The following is a 22,312-nucleotide window of genomic DNA, read 5'->3' as shown; positions in this document are numbered from 1 at the left end:
ACCCTTTTATGTGGGGACTGAAGGGAGGGAACTTCAGGAGGAGACGGCTCCTCAGTAAAATAGGCTACTGCCTCTACGCACAACTTTCACGTCGCGCATCTCGGCTCAATGCCCAATACTTCCTAATTTTTTGAATTTAGAATTGCTGTGATAATAAATGTGCTATACATTTAAAAACTATATGGTTGGGAATTTACATTCCCCAGGAGGATCTATCCATTCACCACCTTGATTTTCACACTTTTGTTTTAGTTCATTATTTTGTTTATCTTCTATATAAGTTGTACTTGCATTCATTAAATTTTCAGGGGGGGACGCAGGAATGTTAACACACTTTCCAGGAGGATCTATCCATTCACCACCTTCAGCTATACACTTCTTTTTTTTATATTCCGAATTTGTTATATCTGTCGGATTTGTATTCATACTATGAAATTGCTTTTACTTACAAAGACTGCGTTTTTTTACTTTTCCAGACTGATTATTTTTTAGATAATTTTTTAACCAGTGGCATGATACCACTTTTAGTTCGGCAATATCAATATTTAATTTCTGAATAGTTACGGTTGAACTTTGCGCAATGGCCAGATAATTTCCATCAGGACTAAAACTTACACTGTACATAGGAAAATCACCTTTAAAACTTTGAAGTAATTGACCTTTTGTGTTCCAGAGTTTGGCAGTCTTGTCATCACTGGCAGTAGCGATTGTCTTGCCATTAGGACTAAAACTTACGCTGTATATAGAAGATAAATGAGCTTTAAAGGTTTGAATTAATCCACCATCTGCGCTCCAAAGTCTAACATTACCGTCATCACTAGCAGTAGCGATTGTTTTGCCATCAGGACTAAAACTTACGCTATATATAGAAGGAGATATAGAAAAGGAATCAGTTTTAAAAGTTTGAAGTAATTGACCGTCTGCGCTCCAAAGTTTGGCACTACCATCATCACTAGCAGTAGCAATTTTCTTACCATCAGAACTAAACGTCACATCTCGAACTACCTCATCGTGTGCTTTTAAGAGCAGAAATTTCTGGCTGTCAGAACTCCAAAGTTTGACAGTACCATCCCAACTTGCACTGGCAATTATTTTGTTATTAGGACTGAAACTTACACTACTGAATTGATTCTTTTCTTTTGTCACATTTTTAAGAAAGTCACCTTTTAAATTCCAAAGTTTGACAGTACCATCCCAACTTGCAGTACCTATCATCTGTCCATCAGGACTAAAACTTACTCTGTTAACCCGTTGCTCATGTTTTTTCAAAGTATGTAATAGCTGACCGTTTCTAGTCCAAAGTTTGACAGTACCATCCCAACTTGCAGTACCTATCATCTGGCCATCAGGGCTAAAAGCTACGTTCCAAATAAAGCTATCATGTTTAATACTATTTGTAGTCCAAAGTTTAGCAGTATCGTCAGCACTAGCAGTGGCAATCATCTGGCCATCAGGGCTGAAACTTACGCCGTACACCGACCCTTCATGACCATTGAAAATTTGAAGTAATTTACCGTCAAGACTCCAAAGTTTAGCTGTCTTGTCAAGACTAGCAGTAGCAATCATCTTGCCATTAGGGCTGAAAATTATGCTGCATACCCAGCCTTCATGACCATTGAAAATTTGAAGTAATTTACCGTCAAGACTCCAAAGTTTAGCAGTCTTGTCAGCACTAGCAGTAGCAATCATCTTGCTGTCAGGGCTGAAAATTATGCTGTATACCCAGCCTTCATGACCATTGACAGTTTGAATTCGGTTACCGTCTAGACTCCAAATTGTAGCAGTCTTATCTTGACCAGCAGTAGCAATCATCTTGCCATTAGGGCTGAAACTTACACTTAAAACTGCTCTTTTATGACCATTGAAAGTTTGAAGTAATTTACCGTCAAGACTCCAAATTTTAGCAGTACCGTCAGCACTAGCAGTAGCAATCATCTTGCTATCAGGGCTGAAACTTATGTCGTATACTCGGCCTTCATTAACTTTGAAAGTTTGAAGTAATTGATGAGCATCTAAACTCCAAATTTTAGCAGTACCGTCAAAACTAGCAGTAGCAATCATCTTGCTATCATGGCTGAAACTTAGACTACGTACATTTAGAGAATGACCTTGAAAGGTATACAGCAACTGACCATCTGGGCTCCAAAGTTTAGCAGTACCGTCAGCACTGGCAGTAGCAATCATCTGGCCATCAGGGCTGAAACTTATGTCGTATACCCAGCTTTTATGACCTTCTAATCGATTTTGCTCTTTTATTTCATAGATTACTTGTCTTAGCTGTTTTATCGTGGCATTCCTAACATAGTCTGGCCAGGTTTTAAACGTAATTACTCTATTACTTGCTTCTAGACTAGCGACTAATGCTCCAAGCTGATCATGTGGTAAAAGTTCTATAGAATTTGTATTTAGTTCACTTACTTTAGTTATTTCTTTTACCTGAGCATCTACGAAATTTACAACTGCTCCTGCCACAAGCAGAATAATGACTAGTACAGCAATTCCAGAACGAATTATTCGCTGTGCTTTACGTTGTGCCCTAATTAATGTCTGATTAGCCTCACTTAATATCCAACTCGCCTCTTTTTCTACTTCTAAAGCAGTTTGAGCTTCTTCCTTTTCCAACTCAAGACTTGCTGTTAAGAATTGATAATCTAAATTGCTTAAGCTTTTATCCGCAGCCCACGCCTGTGCATCCCGTAATGCCTGCCCTCTCAAAAGTCGTGATTCATCTTGGCAATGAGAAGCTAACCATGCCGTGAACGTCTCGGAATAAGGACGTAAGGAAGCTAACGCCTTATTTACCCATTCCAGATCAAACACATATGCGTAAATGCGATTATAAACTTTTAAACAGCTCTGCTCCTTGACAACTAACCCTGATAGCCGTAACTCCATTTGTTTAAAACTGCTATCAGCTTGAACTTCTCCTTTTTGCAAGATTTGCTGATAAAGACCTAAAAGTTGGGTAGCACGCTGTTCATTAGTCAACAGTCGGTCTCGAATTGTCTTTAAATGTTCTGGTTCATCTTGAGTTTCCCAATTTTCAATTACTTTTGAGTTGACTAATTTTTCAATCCAATTCTTTTCGTTACCAATTTGTATCGTAGCAGCAGAGGTAAGAACCAATTGACACAGTTTTTGAGTGAGAAAAGGTTGACCACCTGTCCAATTCAAAATCTCTTTTAGTAAAGCATCTGGATTACTAACAAATCCCGTTAATCCTCGAACTAAAGGAGTTACTTCATGCAACTGAAAACCTCTCAATTCAATGGTTTTACCAACATTGAAAGGGGTGCGCTTTTTATCTTGAACCAAATCTGAAGCAGTCGCTACTCCCAATAGGGCAAAGGTAAGGCGTGAGTATTCTGTTTTGTCAGAACGCTTGTTGTAGCATTCTCGAAGCAAAGCAAAAAAATCGTCTTTGAAATTTAAATTGATGATGCTATCAATTTCATCGATAAAAATAACAATGTTTTGCTGAATTTCTTCTAACAGCACTTCTTCAATAAAAACACTTAGACGATAGACAGGAGTAAGATACTCATGGTCTCGCCACCAAGTTCTTAAATTTATCTTTAATTTCAAGCTGCTCACCAGAGTGCCAATTAAGCTCGCATACCAACGGTCTGGAACCACTTGCTGAGTGCCAATTGCTGTAACGTCAATAACAGCACAGGCAATACCCTCAGCTTGCAATCGCTGCATGGTGCGAACTCGCAAGCTTGACTTACCCATCTGTCGTGAGTTTAGTACATAACAAAACTCACCTGCTTTCAGCCCTTCATAAAGCTCAGAGTCTGCCTGTCGCTCTACATAGGTTGGAGCATTTGGTGGTAAACTACCCCCAATTTGATATTTGTAATCTAAGTTTTGGAATTTATTCATAGATCAAGTTCACGTTTCCATGTCAGTAAATGGCAAACGTTGTTGGAAATATTGGCGATACAAATCGCAGCGTGGTATTACATAATTACCTTCCTTCTTTACCATACCCATACTGTATAATTTAAACGCCAGTGTTGGTTTTAATTCCACAGGTTTGTTTGTAGCAACCACCTCGCTAAATGCGTCTCCTAACTCTGGATACTGTTCCAGATTCCACAAGTGGCGTCGCAAATGGTCGCTATAAGGTCCGGCTTCAGTAGGAGCCGTTTGCAGCAATTGTGCAAGCGTGATGTCGTTAGAAGTGATGTGATACATCGCCAACCGCACCAAATACGGTTGTCCACCCACTAGGTTAATTAATTGCTTTATATGGTCAGTCTTCCAATCTAACCGATGCCGCTGGGCTAAATCTTTTACTTGCTCCGAGCTAAATTCTGGTAAATCAATCGCTAGCCCCACATTGAATGGTGATTGATTGATGTTCATGGGAATATAAACTTCTGTAGAATGCACCACCACTAACCGAAGCTTTTTCCATATGTCGCTACTGTAATCGCCATACTTAGCTTTTTCATACCAAGCTCGTAGAAGACCAAAAAAGTCGTTGGCAATTTCTGGATATGAAAAAATTCGATCAACTTCATCTAAGCCAATCGCTACACAACTATCAGTTTTTGCTAGTAAATAATCTTCAAAGTATGTAGTGGTGTTATAGCTGCTATCAAAGATATCGTCCCAATAATCAGCTAACTGATTCGACAACCGCAGACTTTGACCTATGCAAGCACAGAACCAGCGTAAGAATTTATCTAGACTAGTGAAAACCTCAGATGAGGCAAGTTGGAAACTCAGGGTAACTGTGCGATAGCCTTGCTCTCTTGCTTGATACAAAATCCGTGCCATTAACGAAGTTTTTCCCATCTGTCTGGGAGCTTTAATACGGATCAGGGCACCTGGTTGCAAAACTTCTTGGTAACAGCGAGTTTCGATTGGAGGGCGTTCTATATAAAAGGCAGAAGCAAGTCCAACTTGACCCACAGGCAGTTCTGGCTCTGCAACTGGTAAAGGGCGTTCCTCGGCTATTACTATTGGCAAAGGGGATACTGCTGACAATGCCTCTAAAGGTTTATCTTTTACCTGTACTTGGTCTCCTGCTAGCAGGTTTATAATTACTTGAACAAGTTTTGGAGTATCGGTAGGTGTTCTCCACTCCCACGCTTGAATTCCCTGTAGGTAGCCACGCAGGTCATGGTTTAAAGTCTTACTTTCACCTATATGAATGGGTACAATCTGTGGTTTGCGGTTGGGTCTAACAGTTTGTAAATCTCTAGCTCGTCGAATTCCTTCAGTGACCATTTCACTGACAGATGCTTGAGGGGATAATAGGAATATCAAACAATCACACTGCTCCAATTCTTCATCGAAGCAGTGCCGCCAGTCTGTTTCAGTCTCATTTTTAAGAAACACTCTTTTTCCATCTGCTTTCAAACTTTCACTTATTTGCTGAGCCACGCTAAAATCTGGCTCTTGTATGCAATGACTAATAAAAACTCTAGCGCTATGTACTCTGTTAATGTTCCAATTAGTTCTTATTTGTTCTGGCTCTAAGTTTCGTTGGGGGGGATACCACTCATGGGAAGCAACAATATCTGTTGGTGTCAAATCTAAAGCATGAGCAATTTTCTCTACCGCATCTCTCTGCACCTTGTATCCCCAATGAGGATTGAGTAGTCGCTTGACCTGATCAATACTTACGTCTGCCTGAGTGGCAAGCTGCTCTTGAATGTACCCTTTTTCATTCATTCTTGCTTGTAGCTTTTTCATTCCTTCATTACTGGCGAAAAAACCACGCCGTCTATTTTTCTGAGTCATGGCAATAACCTATCTCAGGCTTCAGAAACTCGTAATTCAGATAATTATACCAATTATCTAAAGGGCGAATAAATGATTTTAACTAACTGCATTTAACTGCCCTTTTAGTCACAAAAGCTAGTAATTTTGTAATTGAAGTAACTATTAGTGCTAATTAATTAAGTAAAACATATTTTTCACTATTTGCATTTAACAGCATTAATTTGCCCTGGTGGCGTAATACTTCCTCAAATATATTGATATTAAGAAAGAGCGAAGGGATTAGCAAACAAACTAAATCTAGCATTTCTAAACAACACTCTATTTCTCAAAGGAAACAAACATGACTACTATCACTTTAAATCAAGCACAAACCACAGCTAACACAAGCAACTTGGAACAGTTTTTCCAAGAAGTATTGAGCAACTCTGTGCTGCAAAACAAACTCAAAGCAGCAACCGATTTGGAAAGCCTTTCTCAGTTAGTGGTTGTGTTGGGTGAAGAATACGGTTACTCCTTCAGCATCCAAGAAGTGCAAGCTGCTAGTGCAGTAGAAGCTGCGATCAGTAACTTATGGAGATATGAATTAGATTCACAAGTACTGAGCGAGGAAGATTTACTAGCTGTAGCGGGAGGGGATATGGGACGCCGAGGGTTAGAGCTGACGACTGGTACTAAAAGCTGGTGTAGCTGTAACTGATGCGCTTTTCCATATTCTTTTTAGCCTAAAGGCATAAAATCGTTTGCCCAAAACCGATGTCTGAGAAGGACTTCTACAAAGCCATCTGGTTTTGGGCAATTTAGATACCTAGCATCAGGGTATCTTGAACAGTTTGCCTCAACAAATCACTGAGCCATGTGACTCATGTCTGGGTTGAGTGATTTATAACATTGAACTCAAATCAGAATTTAAGAAGAGGAATCGCCCATGTCCCAACTGCTTGTTGAACGCCGCTACATCACCCAAGCCGATCTCGCTACGATTGTTGCCAATGCCAGTTTCCTCTGGGAACGGCTCGATCAAGAATGTTTCGTCGTTGCTGTGGAAAACACAAACGAACAAACGATTGAAAATCGCCTAAGTCGCTGGTGTCAAACCGTCGCCCATGAAGGTAAACTAGCAACTTTGCAGAAACGCCTGCAGTGGGAGAATTTAGATCTTGATACGGTTCGTCCTCGATTGGGAACAGTACAGCTTGCAGGTGAACAGCCTTTGCCAACATGGGCAGAAACCTTGCGGCAAATTATGCAAACTGCAACAGAGTTCAATCGTGACACTGAAGTATTACTGCCAACCGAAGCACAAGCACCCGTTGCTTTTGAAGATATCCTGTTGCCTGCCATCAAAGTTGCTAGACAGAATTTACTGACTTGCTTGGGGTCTTATCAGTTTTCCTCAGCAGAACTTCCACTATCTATCCTTTCGGAAGAAGCGTACCGTTCTCTGGAACGCAGTCTGTTGCAACGGTTAGCGATGATCTCTAGCAAGACCCTAAATTTTGAATTTTCTAAAGTTCGTCCCTTTGGTCAAAATTTACTCAATCTACTTGGGCTAGGAGAAGAAGCCAGCAATAGCAAGACACGATATAACCTGTTTGTTACTCAACTCTTACAGGATGGTTTATGCAACTTTTTCCAGAATTACCCCGTGTTAGGTCGATTGCTTGCAACCGCCGTGGATTTCTGGGTTGAAACAACGGCTGAATTTATTCAGCGTCTGACTCAAGACCGGGATGCTATTCAGCAGACATTTGGCTTAATCACAAATAACAAATATCAGGATAGGGACGTAGAGAGTCTCCCTAGCCCCGAACAAGAGGAATTAAACCCAGAACCCCAGCCTTTTGGCAAAGTTTCTGAAATCAAAGCCTCCCTTTCTGATTCCCACAATCAGGGACGCACTGTCATTCTGCTCACCTGGGATTCAGGACTCAAGCTGGTCTACAAACCCAAGGATTTGGGTCTGGAAGTGGCGTGGAACCAGTTTCTCGACTGGTGTAATCATCAAAGCCAATTATTAGATCTTAAGGTAATCCAGGTACTTAACCAGCAGGGTTACGGCTGGGTTGAATATGTCGAACACCAACCCTGTACGGACGAAGCCGCAGTCGAGCGTTTTTATCGGCGGGCGGGTATGTTGCTGTGTCTGATCTATGCCTTACGGGGAACCGACTGTCACCATGAGAACCTGATTGCCAATGGCGAACACTTAGTGCTGATCGATATGGAAACCTTACTGCACCATGAAGCAAATCTGATCGACAATTCACCTATGACCCAAGCATTGGAAACAGATTCCACGCAACTGTTTTTGGGTTCTGTATTACGTACAGGACTGCTGCCCCGTTGGGAATTCAGTATCGATAAGCGTATTGCCTACGATATGAGTGGCTTGGGCAGCACCCATTCTCAGCAAGCCCCTCAAAAAGTGCCACGGTGGCAGGCCATCAACACCGATGATATGCACCTGCGTAACGAAACAGTCACCTTGCCTATCGAGAAAAATGTACCCCTTTTAGGGGATACTGCCCTGTCTCCCAACGATTATCAAGGGCAACTCTGTGCCGGGTTTGAGCAGATGTACCGCTTTTTGATGGCTCACCAGGGAAGCTTACTGGCATCAGAAAGCCCATTAGCAGTGTTCCAGCATCAGCAGATCCGATTTGTTTTCCGGGCTACCCGCATTTACTTCACCATTTTGCAACAAACCTGGACACCGGATTATCTCAAGAATGGCGCAGACTACAGCATTGAGATTGATCGCCTCAGTCAGGCCTATCTAGTTGCCCAGGAAAAAACTAATGCCTGGCCCATCCTCCAGGCAGAAATCCACGCCATGGAACAGTTGGATATTCCTTTCTTTACGGCTAGCGCAAATGGCGATGACTTAACTCTGAAGGGTATCTCAGTAATTCCCCAGTATTTCAAGCAAGCCAGCTATCAAAAGGTGATAGAGCAATTGCAAGACCTGGATGAAACGGATATGGCCCGACAAGTAGCGATTATTCAAGGAGCCTTCTTTGCCAGAGTCGCACAAACCACTGCCGAGAAGCATCAACAACGGCAGGAAGAGTCTCTGCTGCCCCTCAGTTCAGAACAACTAATTCAAGAAGCACGGAAGATTGCGACTGAACTTGAAGCCAGAGCGATTCAAGATGCCGATGGCAGTCTCAATTGGATTGGCATGGGCTTTGTCCCTGAAGCCGAAAGCTTTCAGCTACAAGTGCTGGGGGATGGCCTGTATGATGGACGCTGTGGGGTTGCATTATTCCTTGCCGGACTGTATCAGGTGACTCAGGAGCCTCGATTCAGTGAGTTGGCATTGCGAGTGTTACAGCCCCTGCGACGGCAACTAGAAATGTTGGACTCAGATGCCCAGCAACGCTTTGCTCGGCTCACGGGGATAGGTGGTGCAACTGGTTTAGGGTCAATCATTTATGCCTTAGTGAAGGTAAATCAATTTCTGGAAGATGGAACCTTATTAACGGATGCACTTCGGTTTGCCAGTTGGATTACCCCAGAACTGATTGTCGCAGATCGACAGTTGGATATTATTGGCGGGGCAGCCGGAACAATTTTAGGGTTATTGTCTCTCTATGAAGTAACGGCTGAAACTACGGTTGTAGAAAAGGCGATCGCTTGCGGAGAAAATCTGCTTGACCAGCAAGTGAGTGAAGACGGTGTACCTAAAGCTTGGAATACAGTTGTCAAACGACCGCTCACTGGCTTCTCCCACGGTGCTGCCGGAATTGCCTATGCCCTGCTGAGACTTTACTCAGTGACTCAGGACAGCAACTATTTAGAGGCCGCCTGTGATGGAATTGCTTATGAACGCAGTGTCTTTTCAACCTCTGCCGCTAACTGGCCAGATTTCCGTTCTTTTACTCAACAAAATGGTCAAGCAGCTTTTACTGCGGTTAGTTGGTGTTATGGTGCTACGGGCATTGGCTTAGGACGGTTGGGTGGTTTGTCGATTTTAGAAACTGATGAAATTCATCAAGATATAGAAGTGGCATTGCAGACGACTCAGAAGTACGGCTTGCAAGGTGTAGACCATCTCTGCTGTGGTCATTTAGGTCGCTGCGAAGTGCTGCTGCTGGGGGCAAAAAAACTATCTCGCCCTGAATTGCTGACAATGGCACAAGAAAGGGCAGTTTGGGTAGTAGCCAGAGCCAAACAAGCGGGAGGCTATCAATTGTTTACTAACTTGCCCAACCATGTATTCAACCCTGGCTTTTTTCAAGGAACAGCTGGCATTGGCTATGAGTTGCTGCGGTTGGCACACCCAGAAGCACTACCCTCAGTGTTGCTCTGGGAATAAATTCTCTTGATTCATCAGGAATAAAAACCTCTGTGAGTTTGCCTTGAATAGGTACAAATAGATGATTTTGGCAGCAAAAAAGATGATAAAACACCCCACGCCAATAGGGATGAGTGTTTTCATTCTCATCTGGTTTGGACAACTAGTCTCCATAATCGGCTCCAGCCTCACTGATTTTGCTTTAGGCATCTGGGTATATCAGCGGACTGGATCGATTACTCAGTTTACCCTAATTACTGTATCCGGAACCCTACCACTGATTGTTGTCTCTCCCTTGGCTGGTGTCTTGGTAGACCGATGGAATCGCCGTTGGGCGATGATTCTCAGTGATTCTTGTGCGGCTCTGGCTACTGTGGCGATCGCTCTTCTCATTGCTACCAATCGGATTGAAATCTGGCACATTTACCTAGCTACTACTATCTGTTCAACCTTCTGTGCCTTGCAGTGGCCAGCTTATACTGCTGCCACCACCCTGCTAGTGCCTAAACAGCATCTTAGCCGTGCCAGTGGCATGATGCAACTAGCGGGTTCTACTACCCAATTAATTTCACCTGTACTAGGAGGGGTACTATTGGGAACCATCCACATTGAGGGAATTATCCTATTAGATTTCGCTACATTTTTTGTCTCTTTAATTACTCTGTTTTTAGTTAGATTCCCTGAGATTAATACTGTTAAGACTAGTGATACAAAACAAGTGGGGAGAAGTTCGATATTACAAGAGATTACCTCCGGCTGTGCTTACATTACTGCCAGAGAAGGACTGCTAGGATTACTGATTTTCATGGTTGCTAACAACTTCTTCTTCAATATATTTAACGTTTTATTTACCCCCTTTGTGCTGTCAATTACCTCAACTAATGTTCTTGGTATCATCGTATCCATCGGTGGCATTGGTTCAGTGGCAAGCAGTCTATTGATCAGTACTTGGGGAGGTTCGCAACAACTGATTTACAGCTTATTCGGCTTTCAATTGCTAGGAGGACTGTGTATTTTATTTATGGGATTATACACCTCCATCCCACTCCTCACCCTTTCAATTTTTCTATTCTCCTTTGGTTTACCAATCATCTATGGTTGCAATCAAGTCATTTGGCAAAGAAAAGTCCCACCTGACTTGCAGGGAAGGGCTTTTGCAGTGAGAAGTATGATTGGTAGTTTGTTCCGCTTACTAGCTTATTTGGTCTCTGGACCATTAATGGAAAAAATCTTTCAACCTTTAATGATTTCCAATAGTCCAATAGCAGTCAGTATCGGAAAAATTATCGGCACAGGAACTCAAGCAGGTATGAGCTTAATATTCATTGTCGTGGGTTGTTGTACTATGCTAACGACTATTGTTGCGTACCAGTACCCCCCCCTGCGGTTAGTGGAGGATGAATTGCCAGATGTAATACCGACTAATTAACTAAATAATTTTTGGGGAATCACTACCATTGCCACTTTATTTAATCCACAATCCTAATTAAAAACCACAAGGAGAATAATACTATGTTGAATCGTTTTTTATTAGCTAGTGTTTTTTCTTTGACTACTATTTTTATCTCTAATATGGCTAGGTCAGAATGCAATTTAAAAACCCCACTTCAAGGACGATTACCGTATTTACCTTTCACTGGTGATTTTAAAGAAAATGAGTATCCAGTACCCCAAGGCTTTTATTTTTTAGATGAAATGGAAAACCGTTGCAGAGCAGGGCAACAAACCTTTTGTCAACGATATGAACAACGAAGAAGAGAATTGCAAACAGGAACAAGCGAAGAAACATTGTTATATCACCAGTGTGGGAGTCTACCATTAAAGCCGGATTTTCCACAAAAAGGTTCTGGCATGGAGCCGAGATAAGAGAGGCTAAATGAGCAGTGATATTAAACTCAACGAATCGGTCACCCCTAAGAATACTCTTGGCGAAACATTGCTTAACACTATGAAAGCCTGAAAGTTTCATAATTCACCAGTTGAAGCTAATGAAGTTTTGTAAATAAAGTAACGCTAAAATCGGTGTTGCAAATAGGCGTAAATAGAAGGTTCGTGCAACCAGGGGCAACCTGTGGCTAAAAATCTTCTATTTACGCCTACAGGGATAATCCTCTATCTCTAGCTCTTAATTGCTGTTGTTCTTGTTCTATATAGTCCAGTAATACCTGCTTCGCTTTTTCCCAAGTCTCAATATCTAACTGCCGAATTTCACCTATATTCATCACACAATACTCAATCTCACCTTGAGGATTAAGGTTGACCTGGACACGAAATACCTCACCTCGTTCATCATGAGTAAACACTAATTCCTTATCTTGTTTTGACACAGTAGAGTGTTTAAATTTTAGGCTATTTCTACCAGTACCTTTGAGTAAGCGATTGATTAACTCAACACCCACAGGTACGGCTATAGATAATAACTCTCGCCTTAATTGCTGTTTTTCTGCTTGTTGTGTAACTGGTGCTGGTTGCTTTTTGACTACTTGATTTTCAGCAATTAATACTAGTGCCTTTGCTTCTTCTTCGCTCCATCCGGCAGGACTAGCTAAGATAATTTCTTCTACATATCGGGCTGGCTTATTATCTAATAATGCCCTAAAAGCAATTTCTTTATCGCGGTCAATCACTAATAAAGAATGCAAGTCGGCACTATAATACTTGTATAACTCGGCTCTTAGTTCATCTTTTAGTTTTGGTTTAGAAGTGGATAAGTTGTCAGACTGACTTGGTAATAACTTTGGCAGTTGCTTTAATTGTTCTACTATCTGGGATAGTGGTTTAATAATTGTATCAGACTGAAATTTAGAAAGCTCTTTAAGTACAGGCGGTAATTCGACCAGTGCAGACTCAATAGATGACTGTTCAATAAACTCAGCAATTGCGCTGATAGCTTTTGGGAATAGTTGGGATTTTTCGGCTTGAGTTAATGCTGTTAGTAGCTGATTAAAAGTGGCGGTAACTGAGGTTAAAGATTGCTGATATTGGTCAAGTGACTGGTTCAATGATGGTAATGCTTCAGCTAAAACTGACTCAACAGATGAAGAGTCAATAAACTCAGCGATTGCGTTGATACCATTCTGTGATAGTCGCTCTTTTTCTACTTGATTGCTTACTGCTGTTAGGTCGTTTAAAATGGCGGTAACTTCAGCTAAAGACTGTTGATATTGCTCAAGTGACTGGCTGACTGATGGTAATATTTCAGCTAGAACTGACTCAACAGATGAAGAGTCGATAAAATCAACTATTACGTTGATAGCTTTCTGGGATACCGGGGATTTTCCTCCTTGATTTATTGCTGATAGTAGTTGATTAAACGTCGCGTTAGCTTCAGCTAAAGATTGCTGATATTGGTCAAGTGACTGGTTCACCGATGGTAATGCTTCAGCTAGAACTGACTCAACAGATGACGAGTCAATAAACTCAGCGATTGCGTTGATAGCTTTCTGTGATAACTGACGATTTTCTGATTGTGCTACTAATGGTAAGGCAACGCTGTCATGCTGATATAGCTCTGATAATATCGGGTAAATCTGGGGATTAATTTCTGCTATATCTAGAGAATTAATAGCAGATATAGTAGATATTATATGCTGATTATTAGGTTGATTATTTACAGATTCTAAGAAATTGTTTAAGCGTTTAACCTCGTTATCGTCCCTTTGAGGGTCGTAACTTATCCCTAATTCTGTCTGTAGTTTGGCGAAAGAACACTTATATTTATTGAGATTACCTCCCTATTTCCAGAGTAGTCGGGGCGAACCATCTTCATTAACTGAACCTATATCAATCCCAAACTTGATACCCCTTACCTCGCCGTGACTGTAATAACTTACGACAGCTTTGACTTGATGCTCTGACCATAATCGCTCAATGAACTCTGGCATTGTGGGTTTATCTAGCGCCACTCGCTCAATCGCTTGCCTCATTATTTCTTCACCTGGAAGCCCCATACTATCGACCCGTTCTAGTTGGTTGCGAGTCATAGCTTTACGTTTACTCTCCCAACTACTCTGTACTGGAGTGAGATTAAACTCTCGTTCTAACAGTCGCGCTGAGTGTTCCGAATGGGCGTAATTATTCCAAGTACGAATGGAAAGACCATCTAAATTATTTACCCTGGATGCCACGATATGGGTATGGTCGTGTTCTTTGTCAGAATGTCGGGCTATAAAGAAGTCATAAGCAGGTAATTCTGTCTCTACAAATTCATCAACTAGCTGGTTTAGCTTGGTGTCAGATATTCTTTTATCTGCTTGTTTTACTTGAGCTTCTTCTCCTTTTAGCCGCGATAAAACGATAACCGAGGCGAAATGGCGTTGCGAAATATTAGCTAATTCGTCATCAGTTAAAGCCCTATCAGTTTTCGGCACACTCAGCATGAGGTGATAACATGGGTCTTTTAATTGGGGGTTGAGGTGGGCTGACAGGGTGAACTGCTCTACTAATTTATCGGTGGTTTTTCCGTACATATTCCCGCCAATAATCTTGGCTTTCTCTTTTTCTAGTACGTATTTAGTAGTGCCACGAAATGATTTATTGGCTTTTATTTTTGTAATCATTCCACTAATCCTCCTCTGGTACTACCTGATATAAGCTGATGTGAGTTTGTTCTAATAGGGCAGTTAATTCTTTTAGAGTTTGCAAATATTCTTTAACTTCAGTGGTTAGAGGTTGACTACCAATTTTTACTGCTTCGTTGATGGCTCTGGTTTGTTGGTTGAGATTGTTCCCAATTTTTTTTAGTTCGTAGATAGCTTGTCTGTTTACTTCAGGTATAGTCAGCTTTGGTTGGGGTAAAGCGTAATCAAATAATCTTGCTCTAATATAATCACTTTGTACCACCCCGTTGCAGCGTTGTTCTAGCCTTGTTTTCTCGGCATAGCTCACCCTAAACGTGATAGTTATCTCTCGCTTCTCATCCGGTTCTACTACCCGATTAATTAGAGTTTGGGCTAGTTGATTACTTAGATTAGTGCGAGGGTCTATTTGCATAAGTGTTAGGCGTTTGATTATTGAATTTTTATTCTTTTTCCAGGTTATTCACTGTAGCTGCTATGGCACGCAGTGCCGAGCAGGTAGGCGAATAACCTGGAACTTTTGGACTATTTTACCCCTGAAAAAGACTTGTTTAATGGGGGTTTGGGGGACACCCCCAACAAGCAATCACGCCTCTTTTACCGCAGGTAAAAGCAGCGCGTAGCGCGTTACGGCGTATTGCTTGCCATGCCCCTACGCGAGAACTAGGGCAACCCAATCTCCGGGGCACAGCGTGGATCTAGCAACAACGCCACAGTGCGTAATCTGGGGCAATTATTAGATGTGCCTCTATGCGATGACTGGTAAGGAGCCAGCACCTATTTTCTTGTTTTTGATATTTTTTAGCCTAATCTAAAAGGGCAGATGTGTAGCTGTTTTTTGTTTCTATTCGTCACATCTACACAAGAATCTTAAAGTTCTTTTGTACTATTTTTCTTTACAATTGAATAATTTGTTACTACTACTGCTGACTATGCCTCGCAAACCTAAAGCTGTTCCTTTATCTAAACTAGACGACATTCAAGCCAGCCTTAAACAAAAAGCTGCCACTCCCAAAACTATCAGTCTTGAGGAGTTGGTCAAGAGTTTGGCTAAACCTATTCAGGATATGTTGGATGCTGGTTACGATTATTCGGATGTGGCTGAGGTTTTTAAAGGGCATGGTGTTGAACTAGCTGCTAGTGGTATTAAGAGTTTTCATAAACGGGCTTTGGCAACTGATACTGATACATCTGGTGATACTTCTGGAGTTTCATCTGAAGAATCAAGTTCTGAATCATCCTCTGAATTATCTTCTCCTTCAATTTCACAAGAAACTATAACTGGTGATGGTATTTCAGCAGTTGATTCAGATGGCTTATCTAATTCATTGTCAGAACCAAGTGAACAATCTTCTGATTCTACAAATAAAACCACTAAAGGAAAAAGAGCAGCAGCTAAGACTCATGGACAGTTTAATGTCACTGACAGGAGTGATTTATGAAACGCATTGTCATGATTTTAGGTGGTAAAGGTGGTACTGGTAAGACTGCTTTTACTCGATTGCTACTGGATGTTATGCACTCTTTGGGGATTAATTATCTCGCTTATGATGCTGATACGGAGAATCCAGAACTCTATGAGTATTATCAAAGCTTTGGTTCTGGTGTTCGACTGTTAAACTTTATCGAAGTCACGGAAGCGAAGCGGTTTTTTACAGAAATTAAAGCCACTACTCCTGATGTGGTTGTGGTGGATATGCCGGGAGCTAGTGGTAATAAAACTAGGGAGATTATTAGCAAGTTTGGTCTGTTTAAGATTGCTGGCGATTTGGGTTATCGCGTAACTCTGGTGACGGTTTTTAATTTGGGTTATTCGGTGATTACCAGTCTAAAAGCTATGGTGGAGTTCTGCGGTAATCAGGCTGATTATGTGGTGGTAAAGAATCTCTGTTGGGATAAGGGTTTAGGTTTTCTGCGGTGGGAAAGTAGTAAGACTCGCACTGTTATTGAGGAGTTACAGGGCGTTGAAATTGAGATGCCTGAGTTGGAGTATTCGACTTTTGATATTTTGATTGAGAAGGGTCTGCCTTACTCGGCGGCGACGGAGGAGAATGGTTTTCCTTTTGGTGATTATTTATTGGTGAGTGGGTTTTTGGATCTGGCTAAACCGGAATTATCCAAGGCTGGGGTTTATTTAGGGTTGACTCAACCAGAAAGTAAGCCGGCTATTTCATCTGGTGCTAAAACTGCGACTCAGGCGAAAGTCAGTGTGCCTACTTCTCGTCGGGGTCAAAAGAAAACTAATGAATCGTAGCCGTAATGAGCTTAGGCATTGATGAAAAAAGTTATAGGTTTGGGCTGGGTGTAAAAATTAGGGTATAGGATAAGAGTTTTGATTACACTCAAGCCTCACGCTTATGTCAAAAGTAATCTGGGTGTGTAACTGATGAATAATGACAACGGCAATGGCAAAAGTAATAATTCCTCTGCCTCAAATATTACCTCAACAGAATTAACAGAATTAGGCGAGGTGAAAACCGCACTGGGCAGATTATATAAAGAGTTTGAAAGTTTTAGGCAATCACAAAAAACTGAACGTGAACGCGATAGGGCAGAGTTACAAGCATGGGCGCAAACGAATCTAATTCAGAACCAACTCCTCAGCAAAGCGATGATAACTATCGAGATGCTGACGGAACAATTGAAGACTCAGAATCTCTCCTCGAACGAGTTAGAGAAGAACAACGCCGATTTGATGCAGCAATTAACTCTCTTCATGACGCAGTTACAGAATACTCCCAAATCGTCGCCCACAATCGAGAACTTAGAGTTCAAAGGGCTAAAGAGCGAAGTCTCCACGCTCAAGTCGAATTGGAGCGACCTAGTGAGCCACACCAATCGGTTGACGGAGAGCATTCGAGAGTTGAAGAACACCCCTCGCCCCCAACCCATCACCATCGAAAAAGAGGTTTATCGCGCTGAAGGGGTGAGTAAATATTTCTGGGTTGGACTGTTTACCGCTTTATCTACTTTGTCGATTTTCTTTATTTGGAATCAGTTTATTCCGATGAAAATCTCTGACGATGTAGAGACTTATCTCCAAGCTATTTGGGAGCGGACTGGTTGGACTAATACCAAATTAGAACGGGTTGAACGCCGTCTTGGTACTGACCGTAATCGTAGAAGATAAGTTAACTTATCTGCTCCCTTGATTGCAGACAATAAGATATTTATCAAGGGAGTTATCTATATAAATATATAAATATATTAGGAATATATTTTTACCCATAGCCTGAACATTCAGTTCCACAACTGGGGACTGATTTTAGCTGCTAACCAACTATGTGCTGTGTTATTGATGAGGAATTTCAAGTTGATTTCACGTCCCATCTACTGGGATTAGGTCAACTGATTGTAGGTTGCAGATTGGAGATTGGAGATTGACCCCATAACTAAAGTTAGGGGCTTGATTTTTCAATCTGCAATCTTAAATCTTCTATCTCCAATCTTCTCGGTCAGATATAGGTAGAAAAACCACAGTCTTATCAGTCAAACTATTGCACCTAGCTCTAGAGTCTAGAGTCAAGCTCTGTACTAGGAATTGGGTGTCAGTTCCTCCCACTGTCACTACACATCCAATTAATTGTTCTGCAAGAGATTTGGGCTGGTGTGGTGTTGGATCTCCTAGCTGATTTTTAGTATTAAAAGGCATACCAGATCCAGAAACATCTCCAGTATCAGCAAGTCTTTCGCGTCGTGTGGCACGTCGATGTAAAGTAGACATCAGGCTATGCCAAACCTCATTATCCAGTCGGTAGACCTTAATTTTTTGCTTCTCAAAACCCGGCTCAAATCTTGACCAACGAAATGCCATTTTGATGCCTAACTGGGATAGCAGCTGATGTACAACCTGCGTATCACTCATTTTGTCGCTGATGGTGCGGTTGAGATGCAGGTTAATTTCTGGGGCATATTGCCGAATTTTATCGGCGTATGGTTTAAGGTCAGCTTTCGTCCATTCTTTATTGGGGTCTAAAAAATCGTTTAACCCTAATGCTTCTCGAATCTGTCGCCGTAGTGCTGTACCGGAAATATCCCAAGGGCAAACACCTTGATTCCAACTAGCTTGTTTTTCTAATGATTTGGCTGTTCTATCCAGGGCTAAATCAGGGTTTAATTGCGCCTCTAAGTTCAGTAATTCTCCCCGGCGTTGGCCGTTTTTATCCCAAAGCACATCGTCTATGGTTAGCTCGTCTAAACAGTAAAAGTCTTTGAGATAGAATTTGGTTACTGCTAGTGCGTCTTCTGGTGAAACGCTCTCTTGGGATTCCAAAAGTGCCACTTCTGCATAAGTTAAATCGGCGGCGGTTACTATCGCTTGTGCTTCAGTTATTTGAATTTCTTCTTTGGCTGACTTTAACAACACGTTGACTGATAACTGGGATTGTTGGCAATCAATTTTGATATGATGTCCTTCGTGTTTGAGGCGAATTAATAGTGCATCCCTCAGATTCATCATGGAATAATTCTGCTCGGCACTAATCCGGGCATAGAGATTAACATGGGGGTTATCTTGCCAGTTGTAATTAGCAATTTCTTCAACCATGTCAGGTCTGAGGTTGGAGCGAATTAAGCTAACGGTGGCATCGGTTCTTTGTTGTAATTGGTTTTTAATTTCGAGATAATTGCTGGAACGGGAAACTTTACAGTAATTTGTACCACGTTCGTTACACCAAACCACACGCTCTACATTGTCTCTTACCCGAATTAAGGATTGGGACATATCCGCGTCAGTAGATGATGCGCCGGTGAAAATTCCATAGACTTTAGCGATAAAATCTTTGAGTTCAATGCTGACTCCCGTGGCCATGGTGGGAGTGCAAATAATTACGTCATATAATCCTTGAGCAATTACAGGGTCGGGTGTTTTCATGAACTGTTTTTCTACGGTATTGCCACTCGTTTCTGAATTAATTAATAAAATGCGGATTCCTGGAATGGCTTTTTGCAGCAGTCGTGCTGTGGTCTTGCTGGTGGCTTTACTATCGGTGGTGACATACAGTGTTTTACCCGGCTGTAGTTGACGGGCATCGGCAATTAAATTGTTAATAATTGCTGATTTATCTTTGGCTTGAATTAAGGTGACATGGTAGGGTTCGGGTTGGTAGTCGTTGCGAATTAAGAAAATGGGGGTGTCATCTCCCCGCAGTTCTTTAATGTAATCTAGGGTCTGGTTGTTTAAATCAGCGTCAGCCACAATTATGCGACGGGAGACTTTAATTAATTCCGCAAATCTGGCTAGTAATGCGGGGCGTTTGCCATTGCGATCGCATGTGCTAGAGGTGAGTAAGTGACGAACTATCTGGACAATTTCATCAATGATTAAGTCACAACCGGCGAATTTTTGGGGGTCAATGGCTAACAGGGAATCAACACAGAAACCGATTCTTAGGGTGTAAGCTGCGCCTTTGATAAAATTGCCGTTAAATTTATCTAAATCACCACGGTAATCTAAGTTAGCCCTGGCACATAAATTTTGTGACAGTGCAATTCTGTGACTGGCGGCTAAGACTTTGGGAGATTTAGCTGTGGTTTTGGCGATAAATTTAGTTTTACCAGTCCCCTTGTTGGAGTCGATGCCAATAATTCCCTGTTGGGGTAAGTCTTTAATTTCTAGGGTGGATAGGTCAGCTGTGGTCAGTTGTAAGGCGGGTTCGTAGGTTAAGCGATTTTCTAAGCGTTGCCACAGTTGCCAGTGTGCTAGGGGTAGGGCTTGATTTAAGGCTGTTTCCCAGGCTGTAATCCCGGAGTTGACGATTAAATCATCCACGCCTTTACACAGCCCTTTTTGACCGTTCCAGATAGCGATATTAACCCGGCTGCCTGCTTTCATCAGTAAGCGGCTAAAGCGGTATGTGGCGGCGTTAACTCGTTTTTGGGTGGCTGGGTTGGTGTCCTGGTCAAAGGCTAGGGTCAGGTGTCTATCTTTAACAGCAAATCGGGCTATGTCTGGGATGAGGTGGGGTGAGATGGGGTTGCCTAGTGAGTCTTTGCTGCGGTAGCCGCCGTTAATGCCGTAAAGGGCAATGGCGACGTATCCTTGGGATAACAGGCATAGGGATTTTTTACCACCTTCTGTAATCATGATGGGGATTTCTGGGTGCAGTTCTAGCCACTGCCAGAAACTTTCCCCTGCTGGTGGCACTTGTACGTTGTAGCGTTGGGCAATTAAGCGTCTAGTTTCTCGGTTAATGGTGGGGAGATAGGCGCGTGAGCCGTTGCCGATTGGGGTTTCGTATTTTTGAATCTTGCCTTTGTTTGGGTCAGTCCTGGGGGTGCTGAGTTTGGCTTGCCAAGGGCTGCCGTTTTCGTTATGCAGTAATGCGGCGTGCAGTGTGGGTTTGGCCTGATGCCCAAATCGGGTATATTTCCAGTTGAGGGCATCGTGTATTGGGGTGGCGACATCCCCGCCTGCACCAATTTCTAAGTCGGAGATGATGCGGATGTTTTCTGTGTAGAGTGAAGGGGCGATCGCCGAGCCTGCAATAAATTCTTTCTCTATTCGGCTGGTAAACTGCTCGATGCTCTCGACTGGCAATAAGTTTTGAGCAGATGGTAGAACACTTGATAGATTTTTCAATTTCTTTTTCCAAGCTGGGTTTACATTGCCCTCGCTCAGAAAAGACTGTTGTTAAACTTCTATCTACAGAACAGTCGGCGTAACTTGTGCGGTAGATGGTTAAGAATCAAGTAGTTTCCCTAAAGTTTTCATGCCTATTTTTTTCTTCTCATCTGTTGGAAATAAATTGATAGACACTTATAATCAAAGAAAGTCTCCACTTGATTCTTCTCCAGTGGGGTTTTTACACTCTGTCTTTTCTGGCGGGGTGGACGCGTGGTAGGTGTTGCAAGCACCGAATCCACAAATTGCAAGTGAAATCAAATGAATAATTTGAGTCAAAGTCTGTGAGTTCGTACCTCGCAGACTTCTTGGCATTTATTGGCTCAAATTTCAGTGATTAAAGTTAGAAATAAGTGATTAAAAGGCATAAATAGAGGTTATTCAAGTTATTCGGTTGGGACTAAAAAGTTGTCTGGGAGTCAGCATACCATTGAGTAACACTAGGCACATATTGCAGTCTGGTTAACAACTGCCACTAACGAATCTTTTTTATTTGTAACTGGATCAAACCTCCCCTGTTGTTGCTCTACATGATTTGATTGATTCTCCTTTCTCATGCTGTTTCTCTTTCATTACCTCCTTTTTCTTTCTTTTTTGACGCAATAGCTTTTTTCAGAAGTATTTTTGCTAGTTGAGGAGGAGTCATAAATTCTTCTTTTGCCCATTCTTGTAAATATGAATACTCATCCTCCTCAATACGAATGGTTAATTGTGGCTTTTTTGAAGGCATAGTCAAATTAAAATACCATGCCTAATTATTCACCCTTTGAGTCTTATTTTCCAATGGTGAATCAAAATATTGACAGGTGAATCACCTGTGGTCTAACATAACAGATAAGACAGGAAAACAGCAAGCACCGCCACTCGTGAGGGGCTAGATTAAAGTGTATTTTGTCAATGAGCTAAAATACTTAAACTTATCTAAATAAAAATGATAATCATGTGGTGGGGAGGGGGAGGAGGCGAGCGACGCTCGCCTCCTCCCCCCTCTTTTCGATTATCATTATCATTAAAATTTTTAGCAGATAAAATATGGAACGAAAAAGCATTGTAACAACACAATAACTTGGGAAGAAT

At 41.9% G+C, this 22,312-nt stretch carries 15 protein-coding genes; 7 read left to right on the top strand and 8 right to left on the bottom strand.

The window, feature by feature from the left end; all coding sequences use genetic code 11:
- Window positions 1-177 precede the first annotated feature (177 nt).
- From H6G14_RS29090 to H6G14_RS29080, 3 genes are read right to left on the bottom strand one after another with little or no spacing between them, the layout of a single operon-like run.
- Window positions 178-426: a hypothetical protein gene (locus tag H6G14_RS29090; protein WP_190571963.1), complete on the bottom strand. Its 249-nt coding sequence runs from the start codon at window positions 424-426 to the stop codon at window positions 178-180.
- A gap of 15 nt (window positions 427-441) precedes the next feature.
- Entirely contained in the window at window positions 442-3,885 is a 3,444-nt protein-coding gene (locus H6G14_RS29085; RefSeq protein WP_190571961.1) for a WD40 domain-containing protein, read from the bottom strand.
- Between the two features lie 9 nt (window positions 3,886-3,894).
- Entirely contained in the window at window positions 3,895-5,757 is a 1,863-nt protein-coding gene (locus H6G14_RS29080) for an AAA-like domain-containing protein (protein WP_190571959.1), read from the bottom strand.
- Between the two features lie 322 nt (window positions 5,758-6,079).
- Between H6G14_RS29080 and H6G14_RS29075 the strand changes: the two genes are divergently transcribed.
- From H6G14_RS29075 to H6G14_RS29060, 4 genes are all read left to right on the top strand, one after another.
- Window positions 6,080-6,436 (top strand): Nif11-like leader peptide family natural product precursor, encoded by a 357-nt coding sequence (locus H6G14_RS29075; protein ID WP_190571957.1) that lies wholly within the window; start codon window positions 6,080-6,082, stop codon window positions 6,434-6,436.
- Window positions 6,437-6,664: 228 nt separating this feature from the next.
- Window positions 6,665-10,057, top strand: a complete 3,393-nt coding sequence (locus H6G14_RS29070) for a type 2 lanthipeptide synthetase LanM family protein (RefSeq protein ID WP_190571955.1) — start codon at window positions 6,665-6,667, stop codon at window positions 10,055-10,057.
- Between the two features lie 82 nt (window positions 10,058-10,139).
- A complete protein-coding gene (locus H6G14_RS29065) occupies window positions 10,140-11,465 on the top strand; it encodes an MFS transporter (RefSeq protein ID WP_199326323.1) in 1,326 nt (441 codons plus the stop codon).
- 83 nt (window positions 11,466-11,548) lie between these two features.
- Window positions 11,549-11,902, top strand: a complete 354-nt coding sequence (locus H6G14_RS29060) for a hypothetical protein (protein ID WP_190571953.1) — start codon at window positions 11,549-11,551, stop codon at window positions 11,900-11,902.
- Between the two features lie 230 nt (window positions 11,903-12,132).
- On the opposite strand, the gene H6G14_RS33810 is transcribed toward H6G14_RS29060, so the two are convergent.
- The 3 genes from H6G14_RS33810 to H6G14_RS29050 form a co-directional block, all read right to left on the bottom strand.
- Entirely contained in the window at window positions 12,133-13,404 is a 1,272-nt protein-coding gene (locus H6G14_RS33810) for a hypothetical protein (protein WP_242054022.1), read from the bottom strand.
- A gap of 366 nt (window positions 13,405-13,770) precedes the next feature.
- A complete protein-coding gene (locus tag H6G14_RS33805; protein WP_242054020.1) occupies window positions 13,771-14,595 on the bottom strand; it encodes a relaxase/mobilization nuclease domain-containing protein in 825 nt (274 codons plus the stop codon).
- A 4-nt stretch (window positions 14,596-14,599) separates the two neighbouring features.
- The gene (locus H6G14_RS29050) at window positions 14,600-15,028 is read right to left on the bottom strand and encodes a plasmid mobilization protein (RefSeq protein WP_190571951.1); all 429 of its coding nucleotides are present in this window, start codon (window positions 15,026-15,028) and stop codon (window positions 14,600-14,602) included.
- Window positions 15,029-15,545: 517 nt separating this feature from the next.
- Here H6G14_RS29050 and H6G14_RS29045 point away from each other — a divergent pair.
- The 3 genes from H6G14_RS29045 (at window position 15,546) to H6G14_RS29035 (ending at window position 17,743) form a co-directional block, all read left to right on the top strand.
- Window positions 15,546-16,055, top strand: a complete 510-nt coding sequence (locus H6G14_RS29045) for a hypothetical protein (protein WP_190571949.1) — start codon at window positions 15,546-15,548, stop codon at window positions 16,053-16,055.
- Window positions 16,052-16,867, top strand: coding sequence for a hypothetical protein (locus tag H6G14_RS29040; protein ID WP_190571947.1), 816 nt, complete (start codon window positions 16,052-16,054; stop codon window positions 16,865-16,867). Before H6G14_RS29045 ends, H6G14_RS29040 begins: the two co-directional genes overlap by 4 nt.
- A gap of 132 nt (window positions 16,868-16,999) precedes the next feature.
- A complete protein-coding gene (locus tag H6G14_RS29035) occupies window positions 17,000-17,743 on the top strand; it encodes a hypothetical protein (RefSeq protein WP_190571945.1) in 744 nt (247 codons plus the stop codon).
- 306 nt (window positions 17,744-18,049) lie between these two features.
- Here the strand turns inward: H6G14_RS29035 and H6G14_RS29030 are convergent, their stop codons facing one another.
- Window positions 18,050-21,193 (bottom strand): plasmid replication protein, CyRepA1 family, encoded by a 3,144-nt coding sequence (locus H6G14_RS29030; protein WP_190571943.1) that lies wholly within the window; start codon window positions 21,191-21,193, stop codon window positions 18,050-18,052.
- 595 nt (window positions 21,194-21,788) lie between these two features.
- On the bottom strand, window positions 21,789-21,965 hold the full coding sequence (locus H6G14_RS29025; protein ID WP_190571940.1) for a hypothetical protein: 177 nt from the start codon (window positions 21,963-21,965) through the stop codon (window positions 21,789-21,791).
- Between the last annotated feature and the right edge of the window lie 347 nt (window positions 21,966-22,312).

The sequence above is a fragment of the Nostoc parmelioides FACHB-3921 genome, from assembly GCF_014696625.1.
GTDB classification, from domain to species: domain Bacteria; phylum Cyanobacteriota; class Cyanobacteriia; order Cyanobacteriales; family Nostocaceae; genus Trichormus; species Trichormus parmelioides.
The sequence above is the reverse complement of the archived record's forward strand: the minus strand, read 5'-3'. Positions and strand labels throughout refer to the sequence as shown.